Here is a 25,108-nt window from a genome sequence, read left to right as displayed (position 1 = left end):
GCAGCAGGCGGGCAACGTGTGTTTCAGGGAGCGGCAGCGCATTGCAGCCAGGGCCGCCTGCGGGGGCAGGCCGCCTTGGCCGCGCGCTCCTGGGGGACGGGCCGGTTTCTGAAACCGGCGCGGGTTATGAGTAAAGGAGTTTTGGATGCCTGTGCACATTGTGGGGGAAAGCAGGCTTCTCAGGGACATGTTTCTGACCATCTGTGAAGCGCATGATTACGAAACCGGGCGCTGCTGCGGCAGCCTGGCGGATTTGCCGCCCTTGCCCGCCCAGGACATGGTGCTGTTCTACAGCCATGAGGCGGGCGACAGCCTGGAGGCGGCGCTGCGCGCCTTCCGCGCGCGCAAGGGCGGCGCGCATCTGATCCTGGTCACCGGCGATCACTGCCCGGCCGCCACCCAGGCGCGGCTCAGCCAGTATGCCGAGGCGGTGATCCCGGAGCGCAAATCCGCCGATGCGCTGATTGCGGCGCTGCAGGTGGTGCAGGACGGCTACCGTATCGTGCTGCCGGAGGCGGCGGCAGGAGAGATGGCGGCGGCAGACCGGACGGTGCAGCCGCAGGTGGAGCGGCGCCGCAACGGATCCGGCAGCCACGGCCTGTCGGACCGCGAGCAGCTGATCCTGGCCAAGCTGACCGAAGGCGCCACCAACAAGAGCATCGCCAATGAGCTGGGCATCTGCGAGGCCACGGTGAAAGTGCATCTGCGCACCTGCTTCCGCAAGATCGGCGCCAAGAACCGCACCCAGGCCGCACTCTGGGCCTCGGAGCAGCTGCCGCCGCCGGAGACCGGGCCCGGGCCGGGGCTGCGCCGCCACTGACGGCCCGGGGGAGCTTTTAGGAGGGCGCGCCCGGCCGCACCGGCCGGAACGCCGCTTGCCGGATGCGGGCGGGGCCGGGGCCCGCCGCATCCGGCCGGTGGCCAAAGACGGCACGGCCCGGCAGGCCGCGTAAAAGTTTTTGGAAAACTTTTGCCAAGGCTTTTCAGAAAAGCCTTGGGCGCTGGGGCCTGCAGCGCCGGGTGAGAGCCCGGCCTCGCGTTCGCGGCGGGATCTTTGCCCGCCGTGCTTCCGGCTGCAGGTTTTGCCGCCGTGCCTCCGGCCCAGCTCACAATTTTCCGTGCCTCCGGCTAGATTTTAATTCTCCGTGCCTCCGGCTAGACTTTAATTCTCCGTGCCTCCGGCTAGACTTTAATTCTCCGTGCCTCCGGCACGAGGGCATTGATCTGCGCAATATGCTCCGGCAGGCAGCGGGTCAGGAAATCGTATTTCTCCACCACATGGGCGCGGGCCGCCGGGCCGATATGGGCGTAATCGCCAGGGTTGGCCAGCACATCCGCGACCTGATCAGCCAGTTTCTCAGGGCTGAAGAAATCGACCAGCAGGCCAGTCTCGCCATGGGTGATGGCCTCGCGCACCGGCGCCACATCGGCGGCCACCACGGTGGCCTGCATCGCCATCGATTCCAACAGCGACCAGCTGAGGACAAAGGGCATGGTCAGATAGATGTGGCAGCGGCTGATCTGGATGATCCGGCAGAGATCGGCGTAAGGCACCTTGCCCAGGAAATGCACCCGGCTCCAGTCGACGCTGCTGCCCAGTTCCTCCTCCATCTCGCCGCGCAGGCCGCCGGGGTGCTTGCTCTCGGCGCCATAGGAGGTCTCGTTGCCGCCGATCATCAGGATGCGGGCATTGGGGCGCTGCGCCTGGATCCGGGGCAGGGCGCGCATCATGATGTGAAAGCCGCGGGCGCGCTCCATGTTGCGGGCAATATAGGTCACCACCTCGTCGTCGCGGCTGAGCGGGCGCTCCAGCCGTCCCAGCCCGATGCTGGCGTCTGGATCCGGCCCCAGCGTATCGGTGCGGATGCCGTCATGGCAGAGATACATCCGGTCGTGGAAGCTCTTGGGGAAGCGGTCGCGCTGCCAGGCGGTGGGCACATGGCCCAGGTCCACCTGTTCGATGCTGGCGTAAGGCACCGCATTGCGCGCCTCGGCAAAGAAATAGGCCTGGTCGTTGGGCGGGTTGTCCGGGTCGAACCCGACCAGCCCGCCGGAGGTGCGGTAGAAATACTCGAAAAAGCCGATCACCGGCACATCCGGGTAGGGGTCCTTGATGAACAGCAATTCGCCCCAGCCGGTATGGCCGATGATGATGTCGGGGATAAAGCCCGCCTCCCGCAGCTGCCGCGCCGCCAGCGCCGCGCCGAGGCCGGTGCCGGTGGCCGCCTCCCAGTCCTTGGAGAGGCCGAAGGCGTCCTGGGCGGGGGTGCGGAAAGGCTTGTAGGTGACGGTTTTGATCCCCTTCAGCTGCACGTCATTGCGCTGGGTCAGGAAAACAATCTCATGGCCGCCCTGGGCCGCCAGCCAGGGCGCAAGCTCCCGGTACTGGCCGGGCATGTTCTGATGCACAAATAAAATTTTCATGGGCCCATGCTTGCCGCGCAGGCGGGCCGGATGCAAGCGCAGGCTGCACGCGGCCGCCCGCAGAGAATCCCGTGTGTTTCGCTGCCGCTTGCCCTATGATGCGCCGGAACAGGCAGGGCCGCCGCCGGGAAGGCGGCGGCGCGGAACCAGAGAGCAGGCCAATGACAGACCAGGCACAGATGCGGCAGGCCGCAGCAGCGCTGATTTTGCGGGCGCTGGCCCCGGGGCGGGCGGTGATGCTGAGGCTGATGCTGATACTGATGCCGGCACTGGGCCTGGCGGCCTGGTCCGGCGGCCCGGCTGCGGCGCAGGTGACGCTGGACCTGCGCGATGCCGATCTGCGCAGCTTTGTTGAGATTGTCTCCGAGGCTACCGGCCGCCGCTTTGTGCTGGATGCAAATGCCCGCGGCACGGTGACGGTGCTGGCGCCGGACCAGATGTCGCCGGAGGATCTGTATGAGGTGTTCCTGGCGGTGCTGGAGCTGAACCGGCTGACCCTGGTCGAAGGCGCGGGCGCCGACCGGATCGTGCCGGTCAATGCGGCGCGGGAGCTGGCGCCGGGCGGTGCCGGGGGGCAGGCCGGCGGTTTTGAAACCCGGGTGATCCCGGTCCGGGAGATCCCGCTGCAGGAGGTGATCGAGGTGGTGCGCCCGCTGCTGCCGGCCGAGGCGGTGATGACGGCGGTGCCGGGCTCGAACCGGCTGATCCTGTCGGACCGCGGCGCCAATCTGGAGCGGATCACGCGGCTGATCGAAAGCCTGGACAAGCCGCGCAAGCAGGCACCGGTGGAGATCATCCGGCTGCAGAACGCCGCCGCGGCGGATGTGATGCAGGTGGTGCAGGCAATGCAGATCCTGCCGGAGGAGGCGGCGATCAGCGTCGACCGCCGCTCCAATGCGCTGGTGGTTTCCGGCTCCGAGGCGCTGCGCCACCGGGTGCGGGTGCTGGCGGCCGAGCTCGACACCCAGCGCGACCGGGTGGCGGCGCGCAGCATCGGGCTGAATTATGCCGAGGCCGCGGCGATTGCCGATGTGGTGATGCGCACCCTCAACGATACCCAGGACAATACCGGCCGCACCCCGGTCCGCATCGTGCCGGAGCCGCAGACCAACACGCTGCTGGTCTCGGCGCCGCAGGAGCAGATCGATGATATCGTGCAGATGGTGCGCCATCTGGACCGCCGCCCGGCCCAGGTGCTGGTAGAGGCGGTGATCTTTGAAATGTCGGTGCAGGGGCTGTCGGACCTGTCGGTGCAATTCGGCGCGGTGCTGAATGATGCGCTGGTGGGCGGGGTGCAGTTCACCCTGCCGGGGCGCAGCAGCCTGATCAACCTGATTTCCGCCGCCAGCAGCGGCGAAGCGCTGGAGGTGGGGGCGGCCGGTGTCATCGGCGGCGCCCGGCTGAAGGACGGCGACGGCATTGCCGGGCTGCTCACCGCCATCACCACGGTGAATTCCACCCGGCTGCTGTCCACCCCGTCGATCCTGACCCTGAACAATCAGGAGGCGGAAATCGTGGTGGCGCAGAATGTGCCCTTTGTCACCGGCAGCTTCTCCACCGTGAGCGGCAGCGCGGTGGACAACCCGTTCCAGACCATCGAGCGCCAGGATGTCGGCCTCACCCTCAATGTTACCCCGCAGATCAACGCCGACCGCACCGTGCGGCTGCTGATCAAGCAGGAGGTGTCCAATCTGACCAATGCCACCGCCTCCTCGGGCGGCGAGATCACCTCGCGGCGGTCGCTGTCGACCTCTGCGCTGGTCAGCGACGGGGCGGTGATCATGCTGGGCGGCCTGCTGGAGAACGGCTCCGGCGCGGTGGACCAGCGGGTGCCCGGCCTGTCGAAGCTGCCGCTTCTGGGCGGGCTGTTCCGCGGCAAGAATGCCACCGGCGACCAGCGGGTGCTGCTGGTGCTGCTGCGGCCGCAGGTGGTGGCCTCGGACGCCGAGGCGCGCCGGATCACCCGCCAGCTGTCGCGCAAGGCGCAGAGCGCCAGCGCCGCCATTGCACCGCTGGACGACGGCCGGTTTCCGCACTCCCGGGTCGGCGCGCTGCCGTTTGACGGCGCCGACCTGAATCAGCCCTTTGATGCCGGATTCATTGATGACGTTGCACAACGCCGGAACTATCCCCCGCTCCCCAGCCGCCTCCGCTTCAGCGGCCAGGACTGAGACCGCAGCCGGGATGGCAGCGGAACCCGGGGCCGGTCCCGGGGCGGCGGCGTATCCGCCGCGGCTGCCCTTTGCCTTTGCCCGCGACCAGCAGGTGCTGCTGCAGGCGGGCCCGGGCGGCCTGCGCCTGCTGGCCGGCCCCGGGGCCACCCAGCTGGGCCTGCGCGAGGCGCAGCGGCAGCTGGGGCCGGAGACCGCGCTGGAGGCGGTGGAGCAGCTCGGCCGGATGGGGTTTGAGGCGGCGCTGGCGCGGCTTTACCAGGACAGCGCCGCGGGGGCAGAGGCCGCGGAGGCAGGCGCGGACCTCAGCTTTGATCTGGAGGAGGCGGCCTTTGCCCGCCGCCAGCGCGACCTGCTGGACGAGCCCGGCGATGCGCCGGTGATCCAGCTGGTCAATCAGCTGTTGCGGCGGGCGGTGCAGGGCGGCGCCTCGGATTTGCATGTGGAGCCGCATGAGGGCGGCCTCAGGGTCCGGATGCGCGTCGACGGGGTGCTGCAGGAGGTGCTGGACCGCAGCGATGTGCCGGTGCGCCGGGTGGTGTCGCGGCTCAAGGTGATGGCGGGGCTGGATATTGCCGAGACCCGGCTGCCGCAGGACGGCCGCATCCCGCTGTCGCTGGGCGGGCGGGTGATCGACACCCGGGTCAGCTCGCTGCCCGGCCAGTACGGCGAGCGCATCGTGCTGCGGATCCTGGACCGCTCGGCAGGGCTGCTGCCGCTGGGCGGCCTGGGGCTGAGCGCGGATCAGCAGGCGCTGCTGCAGCGGCTGGCGGGATATCCCAACGGCATTATCCTGGCCACCGGGCCGACCGGGGCGGGCAAGACCACCACGCTGTATTCGCTGCTGCAGCTGGCCGACCGCGCGGCACGCAATATCGTCACTGTCGAGGATCCGGTGGAATACGACCTGCCGGGGATTTCCCAGAGCCAGATCAATGCCGGCATCGGCATGAGCTTTGCGGCCGGGCTGCGCGCCACCCTGCGCCAGGACCCGGATGTGATCCTGGTCGGCGAGATCCGCGATGCCGAAACCGCCTCGACCGCGGCGCAGGCGGCGCTGACCGGCCATCTGGTGTTCTCGTCGCTGCATGCCAACAGCACGGCCGGCGCGGTGGTGCGGCTGCGCGACCTGGGGGTCGACAACTTTCTGATTGCCGCCACGCTGCGCGGGGTGATCGCGCAGCGGCTGCTGCGCCGCCTGTGCCGGGACTGCCGCCGGCCGGAGCCGCCCGGCGCCCGGGCGGCAGAGCTGTTCGGCCGCTGCGGGCTGCCGCAGCCGGCGCAGCTGTACCGGGCGGGCGGCGGCTGTGCCGCCTGCGGCGGCAGCGGCCATGCCGGGCGGCTGGGGATCTTTGAGATCGCCGAAGCGGATGAGGCGCTGCGCCGGGCCATTGACCAGGGGGCCGGCGAGGCGGCGCTGCGCGATCTGGCCCTGCGGCCGCAGGACAGCCTGCTGGGCCAGGGGCTGGCCGCGGCCGCCGCCGGGCTGGTCAGCCTGGAGGAAACCCTGCGGGTCGCCGGGGACGGCGCATGAAGGCCTATGCCTATACCGCCTATACCGGTGCCGGGCGCAAGCGGCGCGGCACTGTGGTGGCAGAGACCGAAGCCGATGCCGCGGCCCAGCTGGCGGCGCAGGATCTGTTTCCCGCCGAACTGGCGGAGGCGCAGCCGCGCGGGGCGAAGGGGGGGCTGGCGCGGCGCTGGCGCCAGCGCCGCCTGCTGCCGGAGCTGCAGGCGGTGTTCACCCGCCAGATGGCGGTGATGCTGGCGGCAGAGCTGCCCGCGGATGAGGCGCTGGAAGCGGTGCGCGCGGGCGGCCATCCGGCGCTGGATGCGGTGGCGGCCCAGGCCCGGGCGGCGCTTTTGGACGGGGCGGCGCTGTCGGATGCGCTGGCGGATGCGGGAGCGGGGTTTCCGCCCTATTACCTGGCCGCGCTCAGGGCGGGCGAGGAGGCGGGCGAGCTGGCCGCGGTGTTTGACGGGCTGGCCGCCCATCTGGAGCAGCAGAACACGGGCCGCGCGCAGATCGCCACCGCGCTGGTCTATCCGGGGTTTGTGGCCGCGGTGTCGCTGCTGGTCTGCGGCATCCTGATGACCAGCGTGGCGCCCGAAATCGTGGCGATGTTCGAAATGACCGGCCGCCCGCTGCCGCCGCTGACGGTGGCGGTGCTGGCGGTCTCGGAGGCGCTGCGGGCGCATGCGGCGGGGCTGGCGCTGCTGGCGGCCGCCCTGGCCGGGGGGCTGGCGGCGGTGCCGCGGGTGCCCCGCCTGCGCCGCCTGCGGGACCGGATCCTGCTGCGGCTGCCGGTGGCCGGGCGGCTGCTGCGGCTGGGAGAGGCGGTGCAGTATATGCGCACCCTGGCCCTGGTCCTGGGATCGCGCCATGCGGTGCTGAGCGCGGCCAGCAGTGCTGCCGGGGTGCTGGAGACCGCCGGTTTCCAGGAGGAGGCGGCGGCGGCGGCGGCGGCGGTGCGCCAGGGCGAGAGCCTGTCGGAGGCGCTGGGGCGGCTCAGCTTCCTGCCGCCGGTGGCGCGGCAGCTGATCAGCGCCGGCGAAGTGTCGGTGCAGCTGGCCCGGATGACCGCCCGTGCCGCCGATCTGACAGAGCACCGGCTGCAGACCGAACGCAAGCGCATTGCCGCCTTGCTGGAGCCGGTGCTGATGATGCTGGTGGGCGGGCTGGTGCTGGTGATTGTGCTGGCGGTGCTGCTGCCGGTCTTCGATCTGCAGGCTGCCATAGCGGGCTGAGGCCCGTGCCCCGCCGCGCCGGCCTGCTTCCGCTGAGACCGCCCCGGGGCGGGCACAGCAGAGCAAAAACAGGCTCTATTGCGGGAAATCCAGCAGTTCGGGCGCGCCGCCGCTGCGTGACAGCCACAGCCCGCGGCTGTCGATGCGCTCCACCGTGATGCCGCCTGGCAGCCTGTCTCCGGCCCGCAGCAGCTGCGCGCCGGCCGGGTGGGAAATCATTGCCCAGGTGGTTTCGCCTGCCTGCACCACCCCCTGGAGCGCATAGCCCAGGCTGGCCAGAGGCGGCTTTGGCGGCGCCGCAGCAGCGGCCGCCGGGGCCGGGGCGGCGGCCTGCGGCCGGGGCGGCTGCTTTTCTCCGAACAGCGGCGCCCAGCTGCGCGGCGGCGCGGCCGCCGGAGCGGGCTGCGCGAGCGGTTCCGGAACCGCGTTTGCCGCGGCCGCAGGCAGGCGGGCCGGGGCCCGGGTTTCCTGCCACAGCAGATGCCCGGCCTGACCGGCCGCGGCCAGCGCCAGCAGCGTGCAGGCTGCAGATATCAGACGCATCGGATCCTTTCCCAAAACCGCCTCAAGTGCCCCCGCCCGCCCTGCTGCGCAAGCATGGACGGGCGGCGCCGGGCATGGTAAATTTTCCGCAACAATTAACACATCAATCGGGCAGCCGGAAAGAGAGCAGCAGATGCAGGCATCCACCTTTGCAATTCCGGCCCGGGCTGGCAGGGCCGGGCTGGCCGGAATGGCGCTTGTGCTGCTGCTTGGCAGCTGCGGCGCGGCGCCTTCGGGGCAGGGCGGTTTCCAGAAGCAGTATGCGGTGGCCCGCAACGCGCTGGAGAGCGGCGAGTATGCCCAGGCCAAGCGCGCCTATCTGAAGCTGATCGGCCAGGCCGGGCCGCTGGCGCCGCGGCTGCAGCTGGAATATGCCCATGCCGAGCTGCGCGGCGGCGATTTCGCCGCTGCTGCCAAAACGGCTGCAACCCTGGCCCAGGGCCAGTCCGGCGAAGCCCGGGCGGCGGCGCTGGCGGTGCAGGGCACCGCCCAGCATGAGCTGGGGCTGTCGCTGCTGGCGGGCGGCCAGGCGGCGGCCGGGAAACAGCAGCTGCAGGCGGCAGAGGCCGCGCTGGACGAAGTTCTGAAATCCCATGCCAGCCTGGACCCGCTGGGCTCTCTGGCCGGGCGCCGGGCCAGCATCCGGGCCCGTCTGGACAGGCTCTAAGCCGGGGCCTGCAACCGCCCTGGCGGCCTATTGCGGCTCCAGGGTGATCCAGGCGGCCACCTGTCCGGGGGTCTCCAGGGCCTCAAAGCGGAAACTGCGCAGGCGGTAGCCCCAGGCGGGATGCGCGCCCATCAGAAACGCCCCAAGCTCATCAAAGCCGATGCTGGCGAAGCGCAGCTCCAGCGTGTCCCCGGCACCGCTGCCCAGCCCGCTGAGCTGGCGCCGGAGCCCGGCGGCCACCAGTTTCTGCTCAATGCCGCTGAGGCCGGCCGGAGCGCCGGGGGCAGGCGGGGCGCTGCGGTCCAGCGCCTGTTTCTCGGCCAGCCGCTCTGCCGCCCAGGCCTGCAGCGCGATGGCCTCTGCCTGCGCCGCAGCCGCGGCCTGGCGGCGCTCATGCAGCGGCAGCAGCAGCAGAAATCCGATGGCCAGCGGCAGCACCGCCAGACCCAGCGCCGCCAGCAGCAGCCGTTCGCGGCGGCTGAGCGGCAGCAGCAGGGCGGCCAGGCGGGAGATCATCCGGGCGCTCATTGGCGGTCTCCGTCCGGGGCCGGGCGGCTGTCTGCGGTGATGGCAAATTCGGCAAAGACGCCGCCCTCGCTGCCATCGGCCCGGGAATCGGTCAGCTGCACCGCCAGCCCCTGCGCCCGCAGCGCCGCCGCAAGCCGGTCGGCGGCGGCGAAATCGGTGAGCCGCAGCGCCAGCCGCAGCGCCTCGCCCTGCTGGTAGCTGAGGCTTTCGGCCCGGGCGCCCGCGGCGGCGGCCACCGCCGCGGTGCGGCGGGTCAGATCCAGCACATCGGCTTGCGCTGCAGCGCCGCTGCCGCGGCGCAGGGCCGAGAGCGCGCGGCTGATCTGCAGCCGCGCGTCCAGCACCGGGGCGCCATTGGTGAAATGGGTCTGCACCAGGGCGGCAGTGGCGGCGGCGGCGGCGGAGGTTCCGGCCTCGATGCGGCGGATGGCGGTGATCTGGGCGGCGCTCCACAGGGCGGCGGCCAGCGCCAGCGCCAGCAGCGGCCAGCGCCAGGGCCGCAGGGCGCGTTCCAGCCGGGCCTGGGCCGCCATCGGGTTGGCGCGCAGGTCGCAGGCCAGCTCGCCATGGCCCAGCACCACCGGCTGCGGCAGCCCCAGCGCCGCCACCGCAGCGGCGCTGGCGGCCACCGGGATGCCGCGGCTGCGGGCCAGGGCGGCAAATTCCGGCGGCGCGGTTTCCGGCAGCAGCAGCGCCTTGGGCGGCGGCTGGCTGTCCAGCGCCTGCTGCAGCATCACCCGGGCCAGCGGGGCCTGGGCGGTAAAGCCGTCCTCAATCCCCAGCCGGGCGCTGATGGCAGCTCCGGCACCGCTGCCGCGCAGGGCCAGTGTCCAGACCCCGGGGGCGGCGGGCAAGGTCAGGTAGTCGGGCAGCACCGCCCGGCCCGGCAGCTGCCGCAGCTTGTCCAGCCAGCCGGTGTCAGCGGCCACCGCCCGGGTCCAGGCGGCGGCGGTCTTGCGGTCCGGGGCAAAGGGCTGCATGGCAAACTGGCTGCCGCGCAGGCCAAGCCGGGCGGCCAGCTGGCGCCGGGCCACCTGTTCCCGGGCCTGGCCGCGCAGCCCGGCGGGCAGATCCAGCGCAAACAGCGGCACCGTCTCGCCCGGCACCGCCACCACCTGATGCGCGGCGGCTGCGGCGGTGCCGTCCGGGCCCAGGCGGACGAACTCCGCGGCTGTGTCTGGCTTGGCGCTGGCAGAGGGCATGGCCCGGGGCTCCTGTTGCTGAATGCTGATTGGGTCTGCGCGGCGCAGAATGGGGGCGGGGCGGCGCAAGTGCAATGCGCAATCGGGGCGGGGGCCGTGGTTCAGGGCCGCCGGGTCAGCCGCCAGGCCACGGCTGGCGGCCGGGCGCCGCCGGTTTTGCGCAGCACCGTGCTGCGGCGGCCCGAGAGCGGGCCCAGCTGCGCCTCTGCGCTGGCCCGGAACCACTGCGAGACCACGGTGATCTGCGCCGCCGTCAGCTGCTCCGGATCTGTGTCACCGTTCTGCTCCGCGGCCTGGCCGGCGCCGGCCCGGGCCAGGCCTGCGGCAATCAGAAAGGCCTGGGGCGAGGCTGCGGGCAGCGTTGCCTGCAGCCGGGCCAGGGCGGCGGGCGGCAGCTGCGGCAGAAAGGCGGCCAGGACCTGGGGCGGGGCGGTGTTCACATTCAGGCGGCTGCCGCCGGGCAGCGCGGTGATATATGGGCGCAGGCGCTGGTAGCTGCGCGGCGGCAGCCCGGGAATGCCGGCCAGCTGGCCGGCGTCCAGCAGCGCGCCGCCAACCGGGTCCAGCGGCGGGTCGAGCCGTGCCCAGGCGGCACGGTCCTGCGGCCCGCCAGGCTTCAGCGCGGCGCGGATGGCGTCTGCGGTGCGCGGCGGCAGCCCCAGGGTCTGCAGCAGCCTGGCAAAGGCGGCGCGGGCCGCCGTATTGTCCGGATCCGCCAGCCAGTTCACATTGAAACGCCCCTGGAGGTCCTCGATCCGGCCGCTGACCGTGCCCTGTGCCAGTGCGTGTCCTGCCTGCACCTGGGCCCAGGCCTCGCCAGGATGATCGGTGGCATTGCGGTCCTGCGCCAGCAGGGTGATGGCCAGGGCATCGAAGGCATCCAGCGCCAGCGCCAGCTGATCCGCCTGCAGCTCTGCCTGCAGCCGCGCCCGGCCGCCTTCGGCGCGTGCCAGCAGCAGCACCGCCGCCGCCGACAGCGCTGCCACCAGCACCAGCGCATTGACCAGGACAAAGCCGCGGCTGTTGGGTCCCCGGCGGCTCATTTCAGGGTCTCCAGCAGCCGGACAGAGCCGAAATCCCGGGTCTCGAGCCGCACTTCCACCGCCAGCGGCAGGCTGCTGGAATAGACCTCCGGGGCGGTGTCGGCCTGATCGGCATCCGCGGCCGGCGCGGTGCTGCCCTGCGGCCGGGGCTTGAGCGCGGCGGTGCCCTCCACCCAGCCGGCACCGTCCCAGTAGCTGCGGACCTGCAAGGCGCTGACCCCGTCCAGCACCGTCATTGCCGGCAGCCGGGAGGCGGCGCGGGCGGGGGTCAGCGCAGGCCAGATGCGGCGGCTGAGGCGGCCGCCCTGCAGCTGCCATTCGATCCGCTGCAGCCCCAGGGCCTCGGGATCGGGATCCAGCGCCGGCTGGCCGCCCGCCGAAATGGCCAGCACCCCGCCGCGCAGCATCAGCGCCGATTGCGGCGCGCCCCGGCCCGGCGGGTAGAACAGCATTGGCACCGCCGCCGACAGATCCGCGCGCAGCAGGCTCAGCGCCTGTGCCAAAGCAGCGGTTTCCGCGGCCCGGGCCTCCAGCGTGCCGCGCATCCGGATCATGCCGCCGAGGGCCTGGGCGCCGAGCACTGCCACCAGGGCAAAGACGGCCATCGCCGCCACCAGCTCAATCAGGCTGAGGCCGCGGTCGGCGGCGCCCCGCGCGGCCTTCATCGCAGCCCCGCGGCGGGCAGGTAGAGCGTCAGTGCTGCGGCTTCACCGCTTTCGGCGCGGGCGGCGATTTCGGTTTTGATCAGCCCGGCAGCTGTGGTTTCGCGGCGGGCCTGCAGGGTGAAGGTGATGCCGCCCAGTTCGGTCTGCTGCGGCAGCCGGGCGGCGGGTCCCAGCAGCTGCAGCTCCTCGGCGCGGTTGCGGGCGGCGGTGCGGGCCAGCAGCCGCGGCGCCTCGCCGCCGATTGCCAGCCGCGACTGATCGGCGCTGCGCAGCAGGGCAACGCTGGCTGCCGCCAGCACGAAGATGGCGATGGCCAGCTCAATCAGGGTGAGCCCGGCCGTGGCGGCAGAGCGCCGCGGGCGGCGGCCGGCCGCGGCTGCAGCGGAGGCGGGGAGACCGGCGGGGGGCGGGGTCAGTCTCCGGTGCATGCCAGTGCCTCCCATCCGCTGGTGCGGCAGCGTGCGGCGCTGCCAAAGGCAATGCTGAAGGTGCTGGAGCGGCCGTTGGCCAGCAGCACGATGTCCGGGGCGCCGGGGGCCGCGGCAGGCCCCGCCGAGAGCGCCACCCGCCCCTGCCAGGGTTGCAGCCGCTCTGCGGTTTCCCAGCCGGCGCGGCCGTGCCAGGCCAGGCGCAGGCCCTGGGATGTGATGGCAAGCCCGCGGCTTTGGCCGCCGGCCACCGCCAGGGCGCGGGCGGCGCTGTACTGGCTGCGGAACAGCGCCAGGTCGCGGGCGCTGCGGTCCGGGCCGCGGCCCAGGGCCAGCACCGCGGCCGAGGCCAGCACCGACAGGATGGCCACGCTGACCAGCAGCTCAACCAGGGTGAACCCTGCCTGCGGATGGGCCCGCGGGCAGAGCCGGGTCTTGGGGGGCGGGGAAATAGGCTCTATTGCAGGGTCCACGAGCCGATATCCGCATCCGCGCCGCTGCCGCCGGCCACCCCGTTGGCGCCATAGCTGAAGATGTCGAATTCGCCATGCACGCCGGGCGACAGGTAGTTATAGGGCTGGCCCCAGGGGTCCTGCGGCAGCCGGTCCATATAGCCGTTCCCGGCCCAATTGGCGGGCACCGGGTCGCTGCCGGGCTTCTGCACCAGGGCGGCGAGGCCCTGCTCGGTGGTCGGATAGCGGAAATTGTCGAGCCGGTAGAGTTTCACGGCGCTGGCGATGGCGGCGATATCGGCCTTGGCGCGGGCGGCGCGGGCCTGGTCGGGCCGGTCGATCACCCGCGGCACCACCACCAGGGCCAGGATCGAGAGGATCACCACCACCACCATCAGTTCGAGCAGGGAAAACCCGGCGTCATTCTGCCGCTGCCGCGGCTGGCGGCGGCGGGGCTGGACAGGTGCGCGGGGCGGGCAAAGGGAGGGGGCGGGCTGTGGCTGCATCGGGTTCTTTCTTTTGACCGGCGGCATGATAGAGGGGGGGCTCAGGACTTGTCCATTGCTCCATAGCCAATCCGGCAGGGGGGCGGAAAGAGGGGAAACCATGCAGGCGGCGCAATGAGCCCCTGGGAGGCGCTTGCGGCCCGGTTTGCGGCGGCGCTGACAGCCGGGATGCCGGAGCCGGCGGCCTGGCTGCTGCTGCTGCTGGCACCGGCCGCGGGGTCGTTCCTGGCGGTGCTGGCCGACCGGCTGCCGCGCGGCGAGGATGCGGTGCTGCAGCGCTCGGCCTGCCGCAGCTGCGGCCAGCGCCTGGGCGCGGCGGATCTGGTTCCGCTGCTGTCCTTTGCCCTGGCGCGCGGGCGCTGCCGCCATTGCGGCGCGGCGGTGCCGCCCTGGCTGCTGTATTGCGAAATTGCCGCCGCCGGCGCTGCGGGGCTGGCGCTGGCGGCGGGCGGCAGCGCCGCCGGGGTGCTGCTGTCCTGCCTGTTCCTTTGGCTGCTGCTGGCGTTGGCGGCGGCGGATCTGCTGTGGCTGCGGCTGCCGGATGTGCTGACCGCGGCGCTGTTTGCGGCGGTGCTGCTGATGGGGCTGCAGCCGGGCGGCGCCGGGCTGGCGGCGGTGCTGGGCGGCGCGGCGCTGGGGACCGGCAGTTTTCTGGCGCTGCGGCTGGGCTACCGGGCGTTGCGCGGCCGCGAGGGGCTGGGGCTGGGAGATGTCAAGCTGATGGCGGGGCTGGGCGGGTTTGCCGGCGCGCTGGATCTGCCGCTGCTGCTCTTGATGGCCTCTGGCGGGGCGCTGGCGGCGGCCTGGCTGCAGCGGCGGCGGCTGCGCGGCCGCATGGTGCTGCCCTTTGGCGCGGCGCTGTGCGCGGCGGCGGCGGTGCTGTGGCTGCTGCGGGCCGCTGGAGGGGTTTGATCTTGCCGGCGGCGGGCCTTAGGGTCCGCGCATGCCGCTTGGCCGATTGCAGATGACGCGTGAGAGATATGACTTTATTCCGTTTAGCCCCGCTGTGCCTGATCCTTGCCGCCGCGCCGCTGGGGGCGGCTGCCCAGGAGGCAGCTCCGGCCGGTGCTGAAACCGTGGCGGACAGCCCGCAGGCGCTGACCATGGCGCAGGTGGAACAGGCCTGGGCGGCCGGGGATTTTGCCCGCGTCCGGCAGGGGCTGGCGCAGCTGGCGGCGGCCCCGGATGCGGCGTTTGCTCAGTACCGCTATGGCCGGGTGCTGCTGGAGGGGCTGGGCGGGCCGGCCGATCCGGCGGCGGCGCGGGACTGGCTGCAGGCGGCAGCGGATCAGGGCCAGACGCAGGCGGCGGTGCTGCTGGCGCGGCTGTATCTCAGCACGGTGCCGGGCGGGCCGGCCCGGGATCCGGCGCGGGCGGCGCAGCTGCTGCTGGCGGCGGGCGCGCGCGGCAGCAGCGAGGCGCAGTATTACCTGGGGCTGTTGCACCAGGCCGGCGACGGGGTGGCGCAGGATGCCGCCAGAGCCGCAGCCTGGATGCAGGCGGCGGCGGAGCAGGGCCACAGCAAGGCGCAGTTCGAGCTGAGCCGCGCCATGGCCCGCGGCACCGGCACCGCGCAGGACAGCGCCCGGGCGCTGCATTGGCTGCAGGAGGCGGCGGCGGCGGATCATGGCGAGGCGCAGTTCTACCTGGCCTATGCGCTGGACAGCGGCCAGGGCATTGCCCGCGACCGGGCGGCGGCGCTGGATTGGCTGCGCCGCTCGGGGGCGGGCGGCTTTGTGCCGGCCCAGGCGGCGCTGGGGCGCAAATACCTCAAGGGCGATGGTGCTGCCGCCGATCCGGCCGAGGCGCTGCGCTGGCTGCAGGCGGCGGCCGCGGCGGGCGATGGCGGCGCGATGGCCGCCCTGGGCGAGGCTTATTCGGGGGCCTACGGGGTAGCAGAGGATCTGCCGCAGGCCTGGCAGATGTATCAGGCCGCCTGGCAGCACGGGCTGCCGCAGGCGGCGGTGGCGCTGGCGGCCATGCTGGAGCAGGGCCGCGGCCGGGACCCGGACCTGGAGCAGGCGGTGGCGCTTTACCGCGCGGCGGCAGAGCTGGGCAGCACTGAGGCAGAGCTGAACCTGGGACGGCTGGCCGGTGCGGGCCGCCTCGAGGGGCTGCTGGCGCCGCACCGGATGGTGCCCTGGGCGCTGGCGGCTGCCCGGCAGGAGGACAGCGCGGCTGAGGCCTGGCTGGCGCAGCAGGCGGCCGCCGGCCTGCGCCCGGCACAAACCGCCCTGGGCCTGCGGCTGCAGGAAAAAGGCGGGCGCCCGGATGAGGCGGCGGCGCTGTTTGAGGCGGCGGCCGCCGCCGGGGACACTGCTGCGCAGCACCAGCTGGGGCTGCTCTATGTCAAGGGGCAGGGCCGCCCGCAGGATTATGTGCAGGCCCATAAGTGGCTGAACATTGCTGCTGCAGGCGGCAGCTCCGGGGCGCTGGAGACCCGCGGTGTGGTGGCGGATCTGATGACGCCGGAGCAGCTGGCCGCGGCCCAGTCCGCGGCGCGCCGCTTTCTGGCGGCGGCGGCGGCCCCGGCCGGGCTGGCGGCGGAATGAGACGGCGGCCTTTGCAGCGTTTGCGCCCGCTGGCGGCGGCGCTGTGGCTGGTGCTGCCGGCGGCGGCCGCAGGGCAGCAGCCAGGCCTGCCGCTGGAGCAGCTGCGCGCCGAAGCGGAGGCGGGCCAGGCCGGGGCGCAATATGCGCTGGCCTTGCGGCTGCAGGACGGCCGCGGGGTGCTGCAGAATTATGCCCGCGCTGCGGGCTGGCTGGCGCGCGCCGCGGAACAGGGCCATGCGGCGGCGCAGAACCGGCTGGGCCAGTATTACCACAGCGGGCTGGGGGTGGCGCAGGACCGCAATCAGGCGCTGCACTGGCTGGAGCAGGCTGCGGCTGGCGGCGCGGCGCAGCATCTGTTCGACCTGGCGGCAGTGCTGGAGCAGGCACCGGAGGCGGGCGGCGCGGCCCGGGCGGCAGAACTGTATGGCCGTGCGGCCGCGCAGGGCCATCAGGATGCGGCGGTCAGCCTGGGGGTGCTCTATCAGAATGGCACCGGCGTGGCGCCGGATCTGGCGCGTGCGCGCCAGCTTTATGAAGGCCCGGCCGCGGCGGGCCATCCCCGGGCGCTGAACAACCTGGGCCTGATGCATGTGCGCGGCGAGGGCGCTGCGCAGGATTATGCCCGCGCGGCTGCCCTGTTCGAGGCCGCGGCAGCCCAGGGGCTGGCCCCGGCCATCCGCAACCTCGGGGTGATGCATGAGAACGGCTTTGGGGTGGCGCTGGATGAGGCCAAGGCAGCAGAGCTGTACCGCCGGGCTGCCCGGGCAGACAGCGCCGCCGCAGAACCGGGGCCGGTTTATGACGCCCGGCTGGCGCCGCCGGGGCGCAGCGCTGCAGAGCTGGAGCAGCTGAACAGCGGGGCCGCGGCCGGCGATCCGCTGGCGCAGTTCCAGCTGGCCTGGCTGGCGCTGCAGCAGCCGGAGCCGTCCCGGGACGGGCTGCAGGCGGCGGCTGCGCTGCTGAGGGCCTCGGCAGAGGCGGGCTATCCGGCGGCGATGGCCAATCTTGGCTGGATGTATTTCGAGGGCCGCGCGCTGCCGCAGGATTATGTGCTGGGCTATATGTGGCTGGTGCTGGCGGCCAGCGCGGGCCTGCCGGAAGCGCGCGGCCTGAGCGCGGCGCTGCAGGCCCGGATGACCCCGGGGCAGCTGGCCGAAGCCCAGGCGCTGGCCGCGGCCAGGGCAGAAGCCGGGCCGCAGCAATAGATCTGCGTCAGGGCCCTTTGGAACAGTAAAACAGCCCGCCTTTTCAGGCGGGCTGTTTTCTTTTTGCCGGTGTTCTTTTTTCGGTGTTCTGCTGCCTGCTGCGGGCATCCGGCTCAGAAATCGAGCCGGATGCCGTGTTCGATCTTCAGGCTGTCCGCATCCGGCGCGGTGATCCGGGTCACCACGGCGCCCTGGCCGCCGGCAAAGGGCCGCTCGCGGTGCACATCCAGCGCCAGCCGGTCGCTGCCGTTGATATGCTCATAGTCGATCTCAAAGCCGTACCGCAGGCCGGTGGCGGGGTCATAGACATCGCGGGCAAAGGCAAAACCCGCGCCGCAGCCGGTGGTGCCGCCGTAAGACGAGCTTTCGCAGGCCAGCCGCGGCGCAAAGGACAGCCGCGCCGCCAGGCCGCTGGCCGCGCCGCTGTCTTCAGCGGCGAGGCTGGCGAATTCCACCTCGGCAAAGATGCGGCCGCCGTTGTAGCCGGGGATGTCGATCCGCCCGGTGTCGCTTTGCGACAGCTGGGTGGCGGTGACGCTGGCGTCATCCGCTTCGGCAAAGGCCAGATCGGCCCCCAGCCGCGGGCTGATCAGCATGCTGTTCAGCTGATGCCGCCCGGACAGCGCCGCCCCGGCAAAGCCGGCCGCATAGCTATAGCCGCCGCGGGCATGGATCGGGTCGGTGGCGGTTTCAAACCGCAGCCGGTAGCGGTGATGGCCAAGCGCGGCGGCGGCATAGTAATCCAGGAACAGCCCCTGGCTCAGCGCCCGGGCGCCGTAGATCCCGGCATTGGCGCCAAAGCCGGTGATGGAGCCGTCAGCGGCGCCATCGGCGCTGGTGCGGCTGACATAACCGCCCCAGAACCGGCCGCGCAACGCCTGCTCCGGCAGGAACCGCTCGCTCTGGCGCGAGAACTGCAGCATGGCCTGGGTGCCCAGCCCGTCAGTACGGCTGAGGGTGAAGGTGCCATCCAGGATCTCGCGGCTGCCGCTGCCGCAATTGTAGACATCCCAGCCGAAACCGCCGGCGCTGCTGCCGGTGCTGCCCTGGACCTGCAGGCTGCCATCGACGTCAAAGGCGGCGATGGTGCCGCAGCGCAGCCCTTCCTGGCCGGCCTGCAGCCGCTCCAGCGCGCCTTTGGCGATCCGGCTGAAGTAGCGCTGCTGGGTCTTGACGGTCTCTTCCAGGTCTTTCTTCAGCACCGCGGTCAGCTGGTCGCGGATCTGGTCGACCAGGTCGTCGCTGATCTGCACCTGGGCCAGGGTCAGGGCAAAGCCGTCATAGCGGGTGTCCGCCGAGCTGACGGTGACCGCAGGCTGGCAGCTGTGGGTGCCTTCCACGTCCTCGTCGTCGATGGCGCTGATGGTCAGCACCTGGGGGGTGGCGAAATCGGCCGCGCCGAAGCGCATGGAGGCGGGCGAAACGCTGCATTGGCTGTCGCCGGTGAAGGCCAGCTGCACATCCTGGCCGGGCTGGCCCAGCAGCCGGAAGGACATGGCCGCGGTGTCCTCGCCGTTCTCCGAGGCGGTGAGGTCGTCATTGGTGACTGCAACGACGGCAAAATCGTCATCGGCCAGGCTGGCGGTCGCAGTCAGATCGGCAGCAGTGGTGCTGAGGCTGGCGCCGTTGCCTGCGGTCACTGCGGTCAGGGTCAGGATCAGGGTTTCGCTGCCCTCGATCAGCTGATCCTCCAGCACGGTCACGGTGATTTCTGCGCTGGTGCCGCCGGCCGGAATCGTTACCGAGCCGGCCGGTGCGGTATAGTCAGCACCGGCGGTGGCGGTGCCGGCCAGGCTGTAGCTGATCACCGTGTCCACGGTGGAGGCACGCTCCAGCGAGACGGTGAAGCCCGCATCATCCGGGGTGCCGCCATTGGCCTCGGCACCGTCATCGGCCGCGCTGACGGTGACCGCGTTCTCTGCGCATTGGGTCATCGGGATGTTGTTGGCCAGCACGTTGGGGTCGCCGGCCTCGATCACGAATGTGTCGTAGAACACCGGGTTGGCGCTGAGCGAGGCATCCGCCAGAACCCCGGTGCTGCCTACCTGGGTGGAGCCGAGCACCGCCGGGTTGGCGGGCAGCAGCGAGGTTACATCCAGGCTGCCGGAGCTGAGCCGCGCGGTGCTGGCGGCGCCGCCGGAGGGATAGCTGTAGGCGACCGTATAGGTGCCGGGCCGCTGGGCGAACCACTGGTATTCGCCGCTGGAGCCGTCGCGCACGATGTTGATGTCATTGGCGATGCCGACGCTGCTGTTGGAGCCCGAAGGCCCGGTCACGGTGATGCCGCCGCCGGTCAGGATCCGGCCGTCGTCCTCGCAGTAGAAATAGCCCTGGGGGTCGTAATCCTCGGCATCCGGGATGCCGTCGCCGTCGCGGTCCGCGGTGGCGCTTTCAAAGCTGTCGGGCACGCCGTCGCCATCCAGGTCCGCAGGCGGCGAGGGGTTCGGGGTGCCGGTCAGCTCGGCGGTGGCTTCCAGGATCTCCGAGGCCGCATTGCCGTTGCCGGCCTGGTCCTGCACCGCGTCCGCGCTCAGCTGGATGGTGAGGGTGCCGTCGTGATCCGGGGTCACGGTAACGCTGTAGCTGGCATCGCTGCCGGTCAGATCCGAGGCGCTGCCGCCGGTGATCTCCAGCCCGTCCAGGCTCAGCCCGGTGACCGTTTCGCTGAATTGCAGCGTGACCTCGAACGGGTCGCTTTGCGCCGTGTCCGGCCCGCCGAGCACCACCGTGGGCGGGCTGGCTTCCTTGTCCGCGGCGGCCGTGGCGGTGCCGCTGTTGCCGGCGCTGTCGCTCAGCGCCAGGCTCAGCGTCAGGGTGCCGTCGCCGAGCCCGGAGAGATCCAGCCCGGTGATCTGGCCGGCGGCGCTGGCGATGGTGCCGCTGCCGGTCACATCGCTGCCGCCGCCATCGGAGCTGATGGTATAGGCATAGCTGCTGCCGGTTTCCGCGCCGCTGAAGGAGAAGCTGGCGGCGGTTTCATTGGCTGCGCTCACCGGATCCTGGTCAAAGCTGACGCTATGGCCGGCCGGGGCCGCCGTGTCCTTGGCCGCGGCGGCGGTCACTGCGGCGCCGGCATTGCCGGCCGCATCGGTCAGCACCACGGACAGCGTCAGGGTGCCGTCGCCGAGCCCGGAGAGATCCAGCCCGGTGATCTGATCGGCGGCGCCGGCAAGGGTGCCGCTGCCGGTCACATCGCTGCCGCCGCCATCGGAGCTGATGGTAAAGGCATAGCTGCCCCCGGCCTCTGCATCCGCGAAGGTGAAGCTGGCGGCGGCCTGGGTGGCGGCATTCACCGGATCCTGGTCAAAGCTGACGCTGTAGCCGGCCGGTGCCGCGGTATCCTTGGTCAGCGTGGCGGTGGCCTGCGGCGCCGCATTGCCCAGCGTGTCCGAAGCATCCGCGGTCAGGCTGAGATCGCCATCGGCCAGCCCCGAGATATCCAGGGTCAGGCTCCAGGCGTTGCCCGAGACGGTGGTGCTGCCGCTGACCGAAGCCGGCGTGCTGTCCGTGACGGTGACGGTGACGGTCTGGCCGTCTTCGATCAGCGTGCTGCTGCCGGAAAGGGCGGCGGCTGCCGTTTCGGAGGCGCCGGCGGCATCATCGCCCAGCAGCGGGCTGTCAAAGGCGAGGCCCGGGATGGCGCTGCCCTTGATCACGGTGGCAGTCACTGCGGCGCCGGCATTGCCGGCGGTGTCGGTCAGCACCACGGACAGCGTCAGGGTGCCGTCGCCCAGCCCGGAGAGATCCAGCCCGGTGATCTGATCGGTGGCGCCGGCGAGGGTGCCGCTGCCGGTGACATCGCTGCCGCCGCCGTCAGAGCTGATGCTATAGGCATAGCTGCTGCCGGCCTCGGCGTCCGCAAAACTGAAGCTGGCAGCGGTTTGATTGGCGGCATTCAGCGGATCCTGGTCAAAGCTCACGCTCTGGCCTGCCGGCGCGGCGGCATCCTTGCTGAGGCTGGCGCTGGCCTGCCGCGCAGCCGTGCCGGCCAGATCCGAAGCATCCGCGGTCAGGCTGAGACCGCCGTCGGCCAGCCCTGAGAGATCCAGGGTCAGGCTCCAGGCATTGCCCGAGACGGTGGTGCTGCCGCTGACGGAAGCTGATGCGCTGCCGGTGACCGTGACGGTGACGGTCCGGCCATCCTCGATCAGCGTGCTGCTGCCGGAGACGGTCAATGCGGCGGCCTCGGCGGCGTTGACGATGTTATCGGCGGTAAAGGGGGTGTCCACGGTCAGCCCGATCACATTCAGGCTGGCCGAAGCGGTGCCGGAATTGCCGGAGGAAGAGGTCAGGTCGCCGGTGGTGTTGGTGTAGCTGCCGGCCGAGGCGCTGGTCACCTCTGCGGTGATGGTGCAGCTGGCCCCGGCGGCCACGGTGCCGCCGCTGTAGTTCAGGCTGGCGCTGCCGGCTGTTGCGGTGATGGTGCCGCCGGTGCAGGTGGCGGCGGCATTGGCGGGCGTGGCCAGCACCAGCCCGGCGGGCAGGTTGTCGGTCACATCCAGCGCCGTGGCGGCAATTGCCGAGGCGCTGTTGTCCACGGTCAGCGTCAGCGTGGTGCTGCCGCCCTCTGCGATCGAGGCGCTGGCAAAGGATTTGGCAAAGCCGGGGGCGGGTTCCACCGTGAAGGCGGCGGTGGCGGCGGGTGCGGCAAAGCTGCCGTTCTCTGTCAGCGTGCCGGAGCTGCTGCTGTAGCTGCCGGTTGCGGCCGCGGCGGGCACGGTCACGGTCAGCGGGATGCTGCAGCTTTCGCCGGGGGCCAGGCTGCCGGCGGTGAGCGATACCGTGCTGCTGCCGGTCACGCTGGAGCCGCTGCCGCACAGGTTGCTGCCGGTGCCGCCGGTCACGGCGAGGCCGCTGAGGGATGCATCCAGGTCATCGGAGAACCGCAGCCCGGTCAGGCTGGCGCTGCTGTCGGTATTGGTGATCACATAGGTCAGCGTGGTGCTGCCGCCGGCGGCCAGGGCCGGGTCTGCAAAGGATTTGCTGAAGCTGGGCCGCGAGAAGGCGCTGACGCTGAGGGTGGCGCTGGCGGCGGGGCCGGTGACTGCGAGCCCGGAGATGGTGCCGGTGACGCTGCTGGTCGTGCCGCTGTAGTCATTGGCGGCGGCGCTGCCCGGGACGGCCAGGGTCACGCTGAAGGTACAGCTGCCGCCGGCCGCAAGGCTGGCGCCGGTCAGGCTGAGCGTGGAGGTGCCGGAGAAGGAGGAGCCTGCGCCGCAGGGATCGCTGAGCGTGCCGGAGCTGGAGGCGAGGCCGCTGAGCACCGCGTCCAGGCCATCGGTGAAGGCAATGGCGCTTGCAGCACTGCTGTTCAGGTTGGTGAGCGTATATTCCGCGGTCACCGTGCCGCCCGGTGCCGCCGGATCATCGGTGTAGGATTTGCTGAGCGACAGCTGGGCGGAATCCACTTCCAGATTTGCCAGCATCGCGGGCAGGGCCACCGAGGCGCTGTTCACCGTGGCGGTCACGCTGGAGCTAAGCGAGCCATAGCTGCCATCCGACGCGCCTGCCGGAACCAGCAGTTCCACCTCGATAATGCAGCTGCTGCCGGCGGCGATGTCGAGGCCGGAGAAAATGCCGAAAGTGGTGCCGCTGGAGGAGGGCGCGCCGCCGCAATTGGTGAAGGTGGCAGGCGGGTTGTTGACCGCTGCCAGGCTGCTCAGCGCGGTGCTGTAGCTGTCGGTGAAGAAGCCGCCGGTGTAGCCGGCGCTGCTGTCCGGGTTGGTCAGCGTGTAGGTCAGGGTGACGGTGCCGCCGGGCAGGGCGGCGGCGGCAAAGCTCTTGGCGGTCTGCAGCGGCTGCGCGGAGATCACCTGCAGGCTGTCGCTGGAGGCGCTGGCAGCGGTGGCCTGGCCGCCGGCCGTGGCGCTGAGCGCGCTGGTGGTGTTGGTATAGGTGCCGTTTGCGGCGCCTGCGGGCAGGCTGATGTCCAGGACAATCTGGCAGCTTTCGCCGGGATCCAGGGTGCCGCCGGAATAGCTGAGGGTGGAGCTGCCGCTCAGGCTGCCGCCGCAGCTGTCGCTGGTGAGGCTGCTGAAGACGGTGCCGGACAGGAAGGCATCCAGGTCGTCGGTAAAGGCGATGGCGGTGGCGGTGGCGGCCGATTCCGCCGCGCTTGAGAGGGTGAAGGTCAGCTCAGTATCGCTGCCGGCTGCGGCTGCGTCCTGGGTGAAGGATTTAACCAGGCTGAGATTGGCGCCGCCTGCGATCGTCATCGTGGCGCTGGCGCCGCTGGCGACGGCCGGAGTGCCGTTCACGGTGGCGCTCAGGTCGCCGGTGGAGAAAGGATAGTCGCCGGGCGGGGTGTCTGCGGCGGCGGCGAGCACCAGGTCAAAGCTGCAGCTGGCCCCGCCGGCCAGGCTGCCGCCGCTCATGCTGAAGGCAAAGACGTCGGTACCGGGAAAGGTCTGGGTGAAGGTGCTGCCCGTCCCGCAGCTGTTTGCCGCGGGCAGGGTGCTGATGGTGACGTTATTGGCGCCGGTGATATCGGTAATCACATCGCTGAAGGCGATATCCGTGGCGCTTACGGCCGCATTCGGGTTGGTGATGGTATAGCGCAGCGTGCCGGTGGAGCCGGGGGTCACCGGATTGTCGGTGAACACCTTGCTGAGCGATGGCGGCTGGGAGCCCGCGCCGAACACCCGGAGCGTGGTGCTGGCGGTGCTGCCGGTCACCGGGCTGCCGCCGAGATCGCCGGTCAGCGCGCTGGTGGTATTGGTATGGGTGCCGTCTGCGGCGCCTGCAGGCAGGGCAATCTCTGCCGAGATGGTGCAGCTGGCCCCGGCGGCCAGGCTGCCGCCGGAGAAGCTGAGCGTGCTGCTGCCGGCGCCGGTGACCGAGCCGCCGCAGCTGTTGCTGTTGAGGCTGCTGAAAGTGGCGCCGGAGAGGAAAGAGCCGTCCAGGTCATCACTGAAGGCCAGATTGGCGGCGCTGCTGCTGCGGCTGGTGTTGTTGAGGGTGAAGGTCAGCGTCACGCTTTCGCCGGCATTGGCCTGGATCACGTCAAAAGCCTTGATCAGGCTCAGGCTGTCTGCGGCCGGACTGTTGACGGTCAGGCTGGCACTGGCGGTGTCCTGGGAAATGGTGGTGAAGAACGGATTGCGGACAATGAGATCGTTTTCCAGGCTGTAGCTGCCCGCGGTGTCCGCCCGGACCAGGGCGGTGATGGTGCAGCTGGTGGTGCCGCCTGTGGTCAGCGTCGGGCCGTCGAACTCCAGGGTGCCGGCCCCCTGATCCACCGTCAGGGTGCCGCCGCAGGAGCTGCTGGTGGTGGCGGGCGAGGGGAAGCTCAGCCCCGCAGGCAGCGTTTCGCTGAAGGAGGGGGTCCGGTAATCGGTGAACCCGGGGCTGGAGGGGACGGTGACATCAAAGCTGTAGGTCAGCGTCGTGGTGCTGCCCGGATCCACCGCAGAGGGGCTGGCGGATTTGGAATAGCCGGTGCCGCTGGCGGCGGTGACGGTCAGGTCGTCGGTGGCGCTGCCGCTGTTGCCCTGGGAGGAGGTCAGATCGCCGCTGGTGAATGTATGGGTTGCCACCGTGCTGGAGGTGACGGGCAGCGAGATCGTGCAGATCTCGCTGGCCCCGAGCCGCCCGCCGCTGAAGGTCAGGCTGGTGCCCCCGGCGGCTGCAGTGAAGGTGCCGTCGCAGCTGTTGTTCTGGCTGCCGCTGGCAACGGTCAGGCCTGCGGGCAGGGTGCCGCTGAAGGCCAGGCCGCTGGCTGGGGCGCCAGAGGATTCGGTGATGGTGAAGGTCAGCGTCGAATTGTTGCCCGAGGCGATTGAAACCGGTGAGAACTCGGCCTCGAAAACGGGGGCTGCAAGGGCCGCTGCGGGGGTGGTGAGAGACAGGAAAGCAGGAAGCAGGCGCAGGGCGCGGTGCAGCAAGCGGGTCATTGAAAGTCCTTAACTATCTCTCGGGCAAAGGGCCGGGCCAGGGGCGCGGGGTACCGGGGTTACGGTAGGGCAGGCGGAAATC

18 protein-coding genes are annotated in these 25,108 nt (G+C 71.3%); 8 read left to right on the top strand and 10 right to left on the bottom strand.

Annotation, left to right across the window (positions count from 1 at the left end):
• The first annotated feature begins 145 nt into the window (after nucleotides 1-145).
• Complete coding sequence (locus ACXAHG_RS13905; protein ID WP_475058198.1) at nucleotides 146-820, top strand: helix-turn-helix transcriptional regulator; 675 nt, start codon at nucleotides 146-148, stop codon at nucleotides 818-820.
• 362 nt (nucleotides 821-1,182) lie between these two features.
• On the opposite strand, the gene ACXAHG_RS13900 is transcribed toward ACXAHG_RS13905, so the two are convergent.
• The gene (locus tag ACXAHG_RS13900) at nucleotides 1,183-2,424 is read right to left on the bottom strand and encodes a glycosyltransferase family 4 protein (protein WP_475045696.1); all 1,242 of its coding nucleotides are present in this window, start codon (nucleotides 2,422-2,424) and stop codon (nucleotides 1,183-1,185) included.
• Nucleotides 2,425-2,585: 161 nt separating this feature from the next.
• Between ACXAHG_RS13900 and gspD the strand changes: the two genes are divergently transcribed.
• The 3 genes from gspD to ACXAHG_RS13885 are packed head-to-tail and all read left to right on the top strand — an operon-like array spanning nucleotide 2,586 to nucleotide 7,343.
• The gene (gspD, locus tag ACXAHG_RS13895; protein WP_475058195.1) at nucleotides 2,586-4,595 is read left to right on the top strand and encodes a type II secretion system secretin GspD; all 2,010 of its coding nucleotides are present in this window, start codon (nucleotides 2,586-2,588) and stop codon (nucleotides 4,593-4,595) included.
• 13 nt (nucleotides 4,596-4,608) lie between these two features.
• The gene (locus ACXAHG_RS13890; protein WP_475045692.1) at nucleotides 4,609-6,129 is read left to right on the top strand and encodes a GspE/PulE family protein; all 1,521 of its coding nucleotides are present in this window, start codon (nucleotides 4,609-4,611) and stop codon (nucleotides 6,127-6,129) included.
• Nucleotides 6,126-7,343: a type II secretion system F family protein gene (locus ACXAHG_RS13885; RefSeq protein ID WP_475058192.1), complete on the top strand. Its 1,218-nt coding sequence runs from the start codon at nucleotides 6,126-6,128 to the stop codon at nucleotides 7,341-7,343. The genes ACXAHG_RS13890 and ACXAHG_RS13885 overlap by 4 nt, the downstream gene beginning before the upstream one ends.
• A gap of 75 nt (nucleotides 7,344-7,418) precedes the next feature.
• On the opposite strand, the gene ACXAHG_RS13880 is transcribed toward ACXAHG_RS13885, so the two are convergent.
• Entirely contained in the window at nucleotides 7,419-7,886 is a 468-nt protein-coding gene (locus ACXAHG_RS13880) for a type II secretion system protein N (RefSeq protein WP_475045688.1), read from the bottom strand.
• A 133-nt stretch (nucleotides 7,887-8,019) separates the two neighbouring features.
• Here ACXAHG_RS13880 and ACXAHG_RS13875 point away from each other — a divergent pair, with 133 nt between their 5' ends.
• A complete protein-coding gene (locus ACXAHG_RS13875; protein ID WP_475058190.1) occupies nucleotides 8,020-8,553 on the top strand; it encodes a hypothetical protein in 534 nt (177 codons plus the stop codon).
• Nucleotides 8,554-8,580: 27 nt separating this feature from the next.
• On the opposite strand, the gene gspM is transcribed toward ACXAHG_RS13875, so the two are convergent.
• From gspM to gspG, 7 genes are all read right to left on the bottom strand, one after another.
• On the bottom strand, nucleotides 8,581-9,081 hold the full coding sequence (gene gspM, locus ACXAHG_RS13870) for a type II secretion system protein GspM (protein ID WP_475058187.1): 501 nt from the start codon (nucleotides 9,079-9,081) through the stop codon (nucleotides 8,581-8,583).
• A complete protein-coding gene (gspL, locus tag ACXAHG_RS13865; protein WP_475058185.1) occupies nucleotides 9,078-10,283 on the bottom strand; it encodes a type II secretion system protein GspL in 1,206 nt (401 codons plus the stop codon). Before gspL ends, gspM begins: the two co-directional genes overlap by 4 nt.
• 101 nt (nucleotides 10,284-10,384) lie before the next feature.
• A complete protein-coding gene (gspK, locus tag ACXAHG_RS13860) occupies nucleotides 10,385-11,326 on the bottom strand; it encodes a type II secretion system minor pseudopilin GspK (RefSeq protein ID WP_475058183.1) in 942 nt (313 codons plus the stop codon).
• A complete protein-coding gene (locus ACXAHG_RS13855; protein WP_475058180.1) occupies nucleotides 11,323-11,991 on the bottom strand; it encodes a type II secretion system protein GspJ in 669 nt (222 codons plus the stop codon). The genes gspK and ACXAHG_RS13855 overlap by 4 nt, the downstream gene beginning before the upstream one ends.
• On the bottom strand, nucleotides 11,988-12,419 hold the full coding sequence (locus tag ACXAHG_RS13850) for a hypothetical protein (RefSeq protein ID WP_475058178.1): 432 nt from the start codon (nucleotides 12,417-12,419) through the stop codon (nucleotides 11,988-11,990). The genes ACXAHG_RS13855 and ACXAHG_RS13850 overlap by 4 nt, the downstream gene beginning before the upstream one ends.
• Nucleotides 12,404-12,892: a prepilin-type N-terminal cleavage/methylation domain-containing protein gene (locus tag ACXAHG_RS13845; protein ID WP_475058175.1), complete on the bottom strand. Its 489-nt coding sequence runs from the start codon at nucleotides 12,890-12,892 to the stop codon at nucleotides 12,404-12,406. The genes ACXAHG_RS13850 and ACXAHG_RS13845 overlap by 16 nt, the downstream gene beginning before the upstream one ends.
• Nucleotides 12,877-13,377 carry a type II secretion system major pseudopilin GspG gene (gene gspG / locus ACXAHG_RS13840; RefSeq protein WP_475058173.1) on the bottom strand — a complete coding sequence of 167 codons (501 nt, stop codon included), beginning with the start codon at nucleotides 13,375-13,377 and terminating at the stop codon, nucleotides 12,877-12,879. Before gspG ends, ACXAHG_RS13845 begins: the two co-directional genes overlap by 16 nt.
• 114 nt (nucleotides 13,378-13,491) lie before the next feature.
• On the opposite strand from gspG, the gene ACXAHG_RS13835 reads away from it, so the two are divergent.
• The 3 genes from ACXAHG_RS13835 (at nucleotide 13,492) to ACXAHG_RS13825 (ending at nucleotide 17,134) form a co-directional block, all read left to right on the top strand.
• Nucleotides 13,492-14,289 carry a prepilin peptidase gene (locus tag ACXAHG_RS13835; protein WP_475045675.1) on the top strand — a complete coding sequence of 266 codons (798 nt, stop codon included), beginning with the start codon at nucleotides 13,492-13,494 and terminating at the stop codon, nucleotides 14,287-14,289.
• 68 nt (nucleotides 14,290-14,357) lie between these two features.
• Nucleotides 14,358-15,929 carry a hypothetical protein gene (locus ACXAHG_RS13830; RefSeq protein ID WP_475058171.1) on the top strand — a complete coding sequence of 524 codons (1,572 nt, stop codon included), beginning with the start codon at nucleotides 14,358-14,360 and terminating at the stop codon, nucleotides 15,927-15,929.
• Between the two features lie 11 nt (nucleotides 15,930-15,940).
• Nucleotides 15,941-17,134, top strand: coding sequence for an SEL1-like repeat protein (locus ACXAHG_RS13825; RefSeq protein WP_475045671.1), 1,194 nt, complete (start codon nucleotides 15,941-15,943; stop codon nucleotides 17,132-17,134).
• 113 nt (nucleotides 17,135-17,247) lie between these two features.
• Here the strand turns inward: ACXAHG_RS13825 and ACXAHG_RS13820 are convergent, their stop codons facing one another.
• Complete coding sequence (locus ACXAHG_RS13820) at nucleotides 17,248-25,026, bottom strand: DUF7933 domain-containing protein (protein WP_475058169.1); 7,779 nt, start codon at nucleotides 25,024-25,026, stop codon at nucleotides 17,248-17,250.
• Nucleotides 25,027-25,108 lie beyond the last annotated feature (82 nt).

The sequence above is a fragment of the Leisingera sp. ABD4_442 genome (assembly GCF_056160905.1).
Note: the sequence above shows the minus strand (reverse complement) of the source record. Positions and strands in the feature narration are given on the sequence as shown.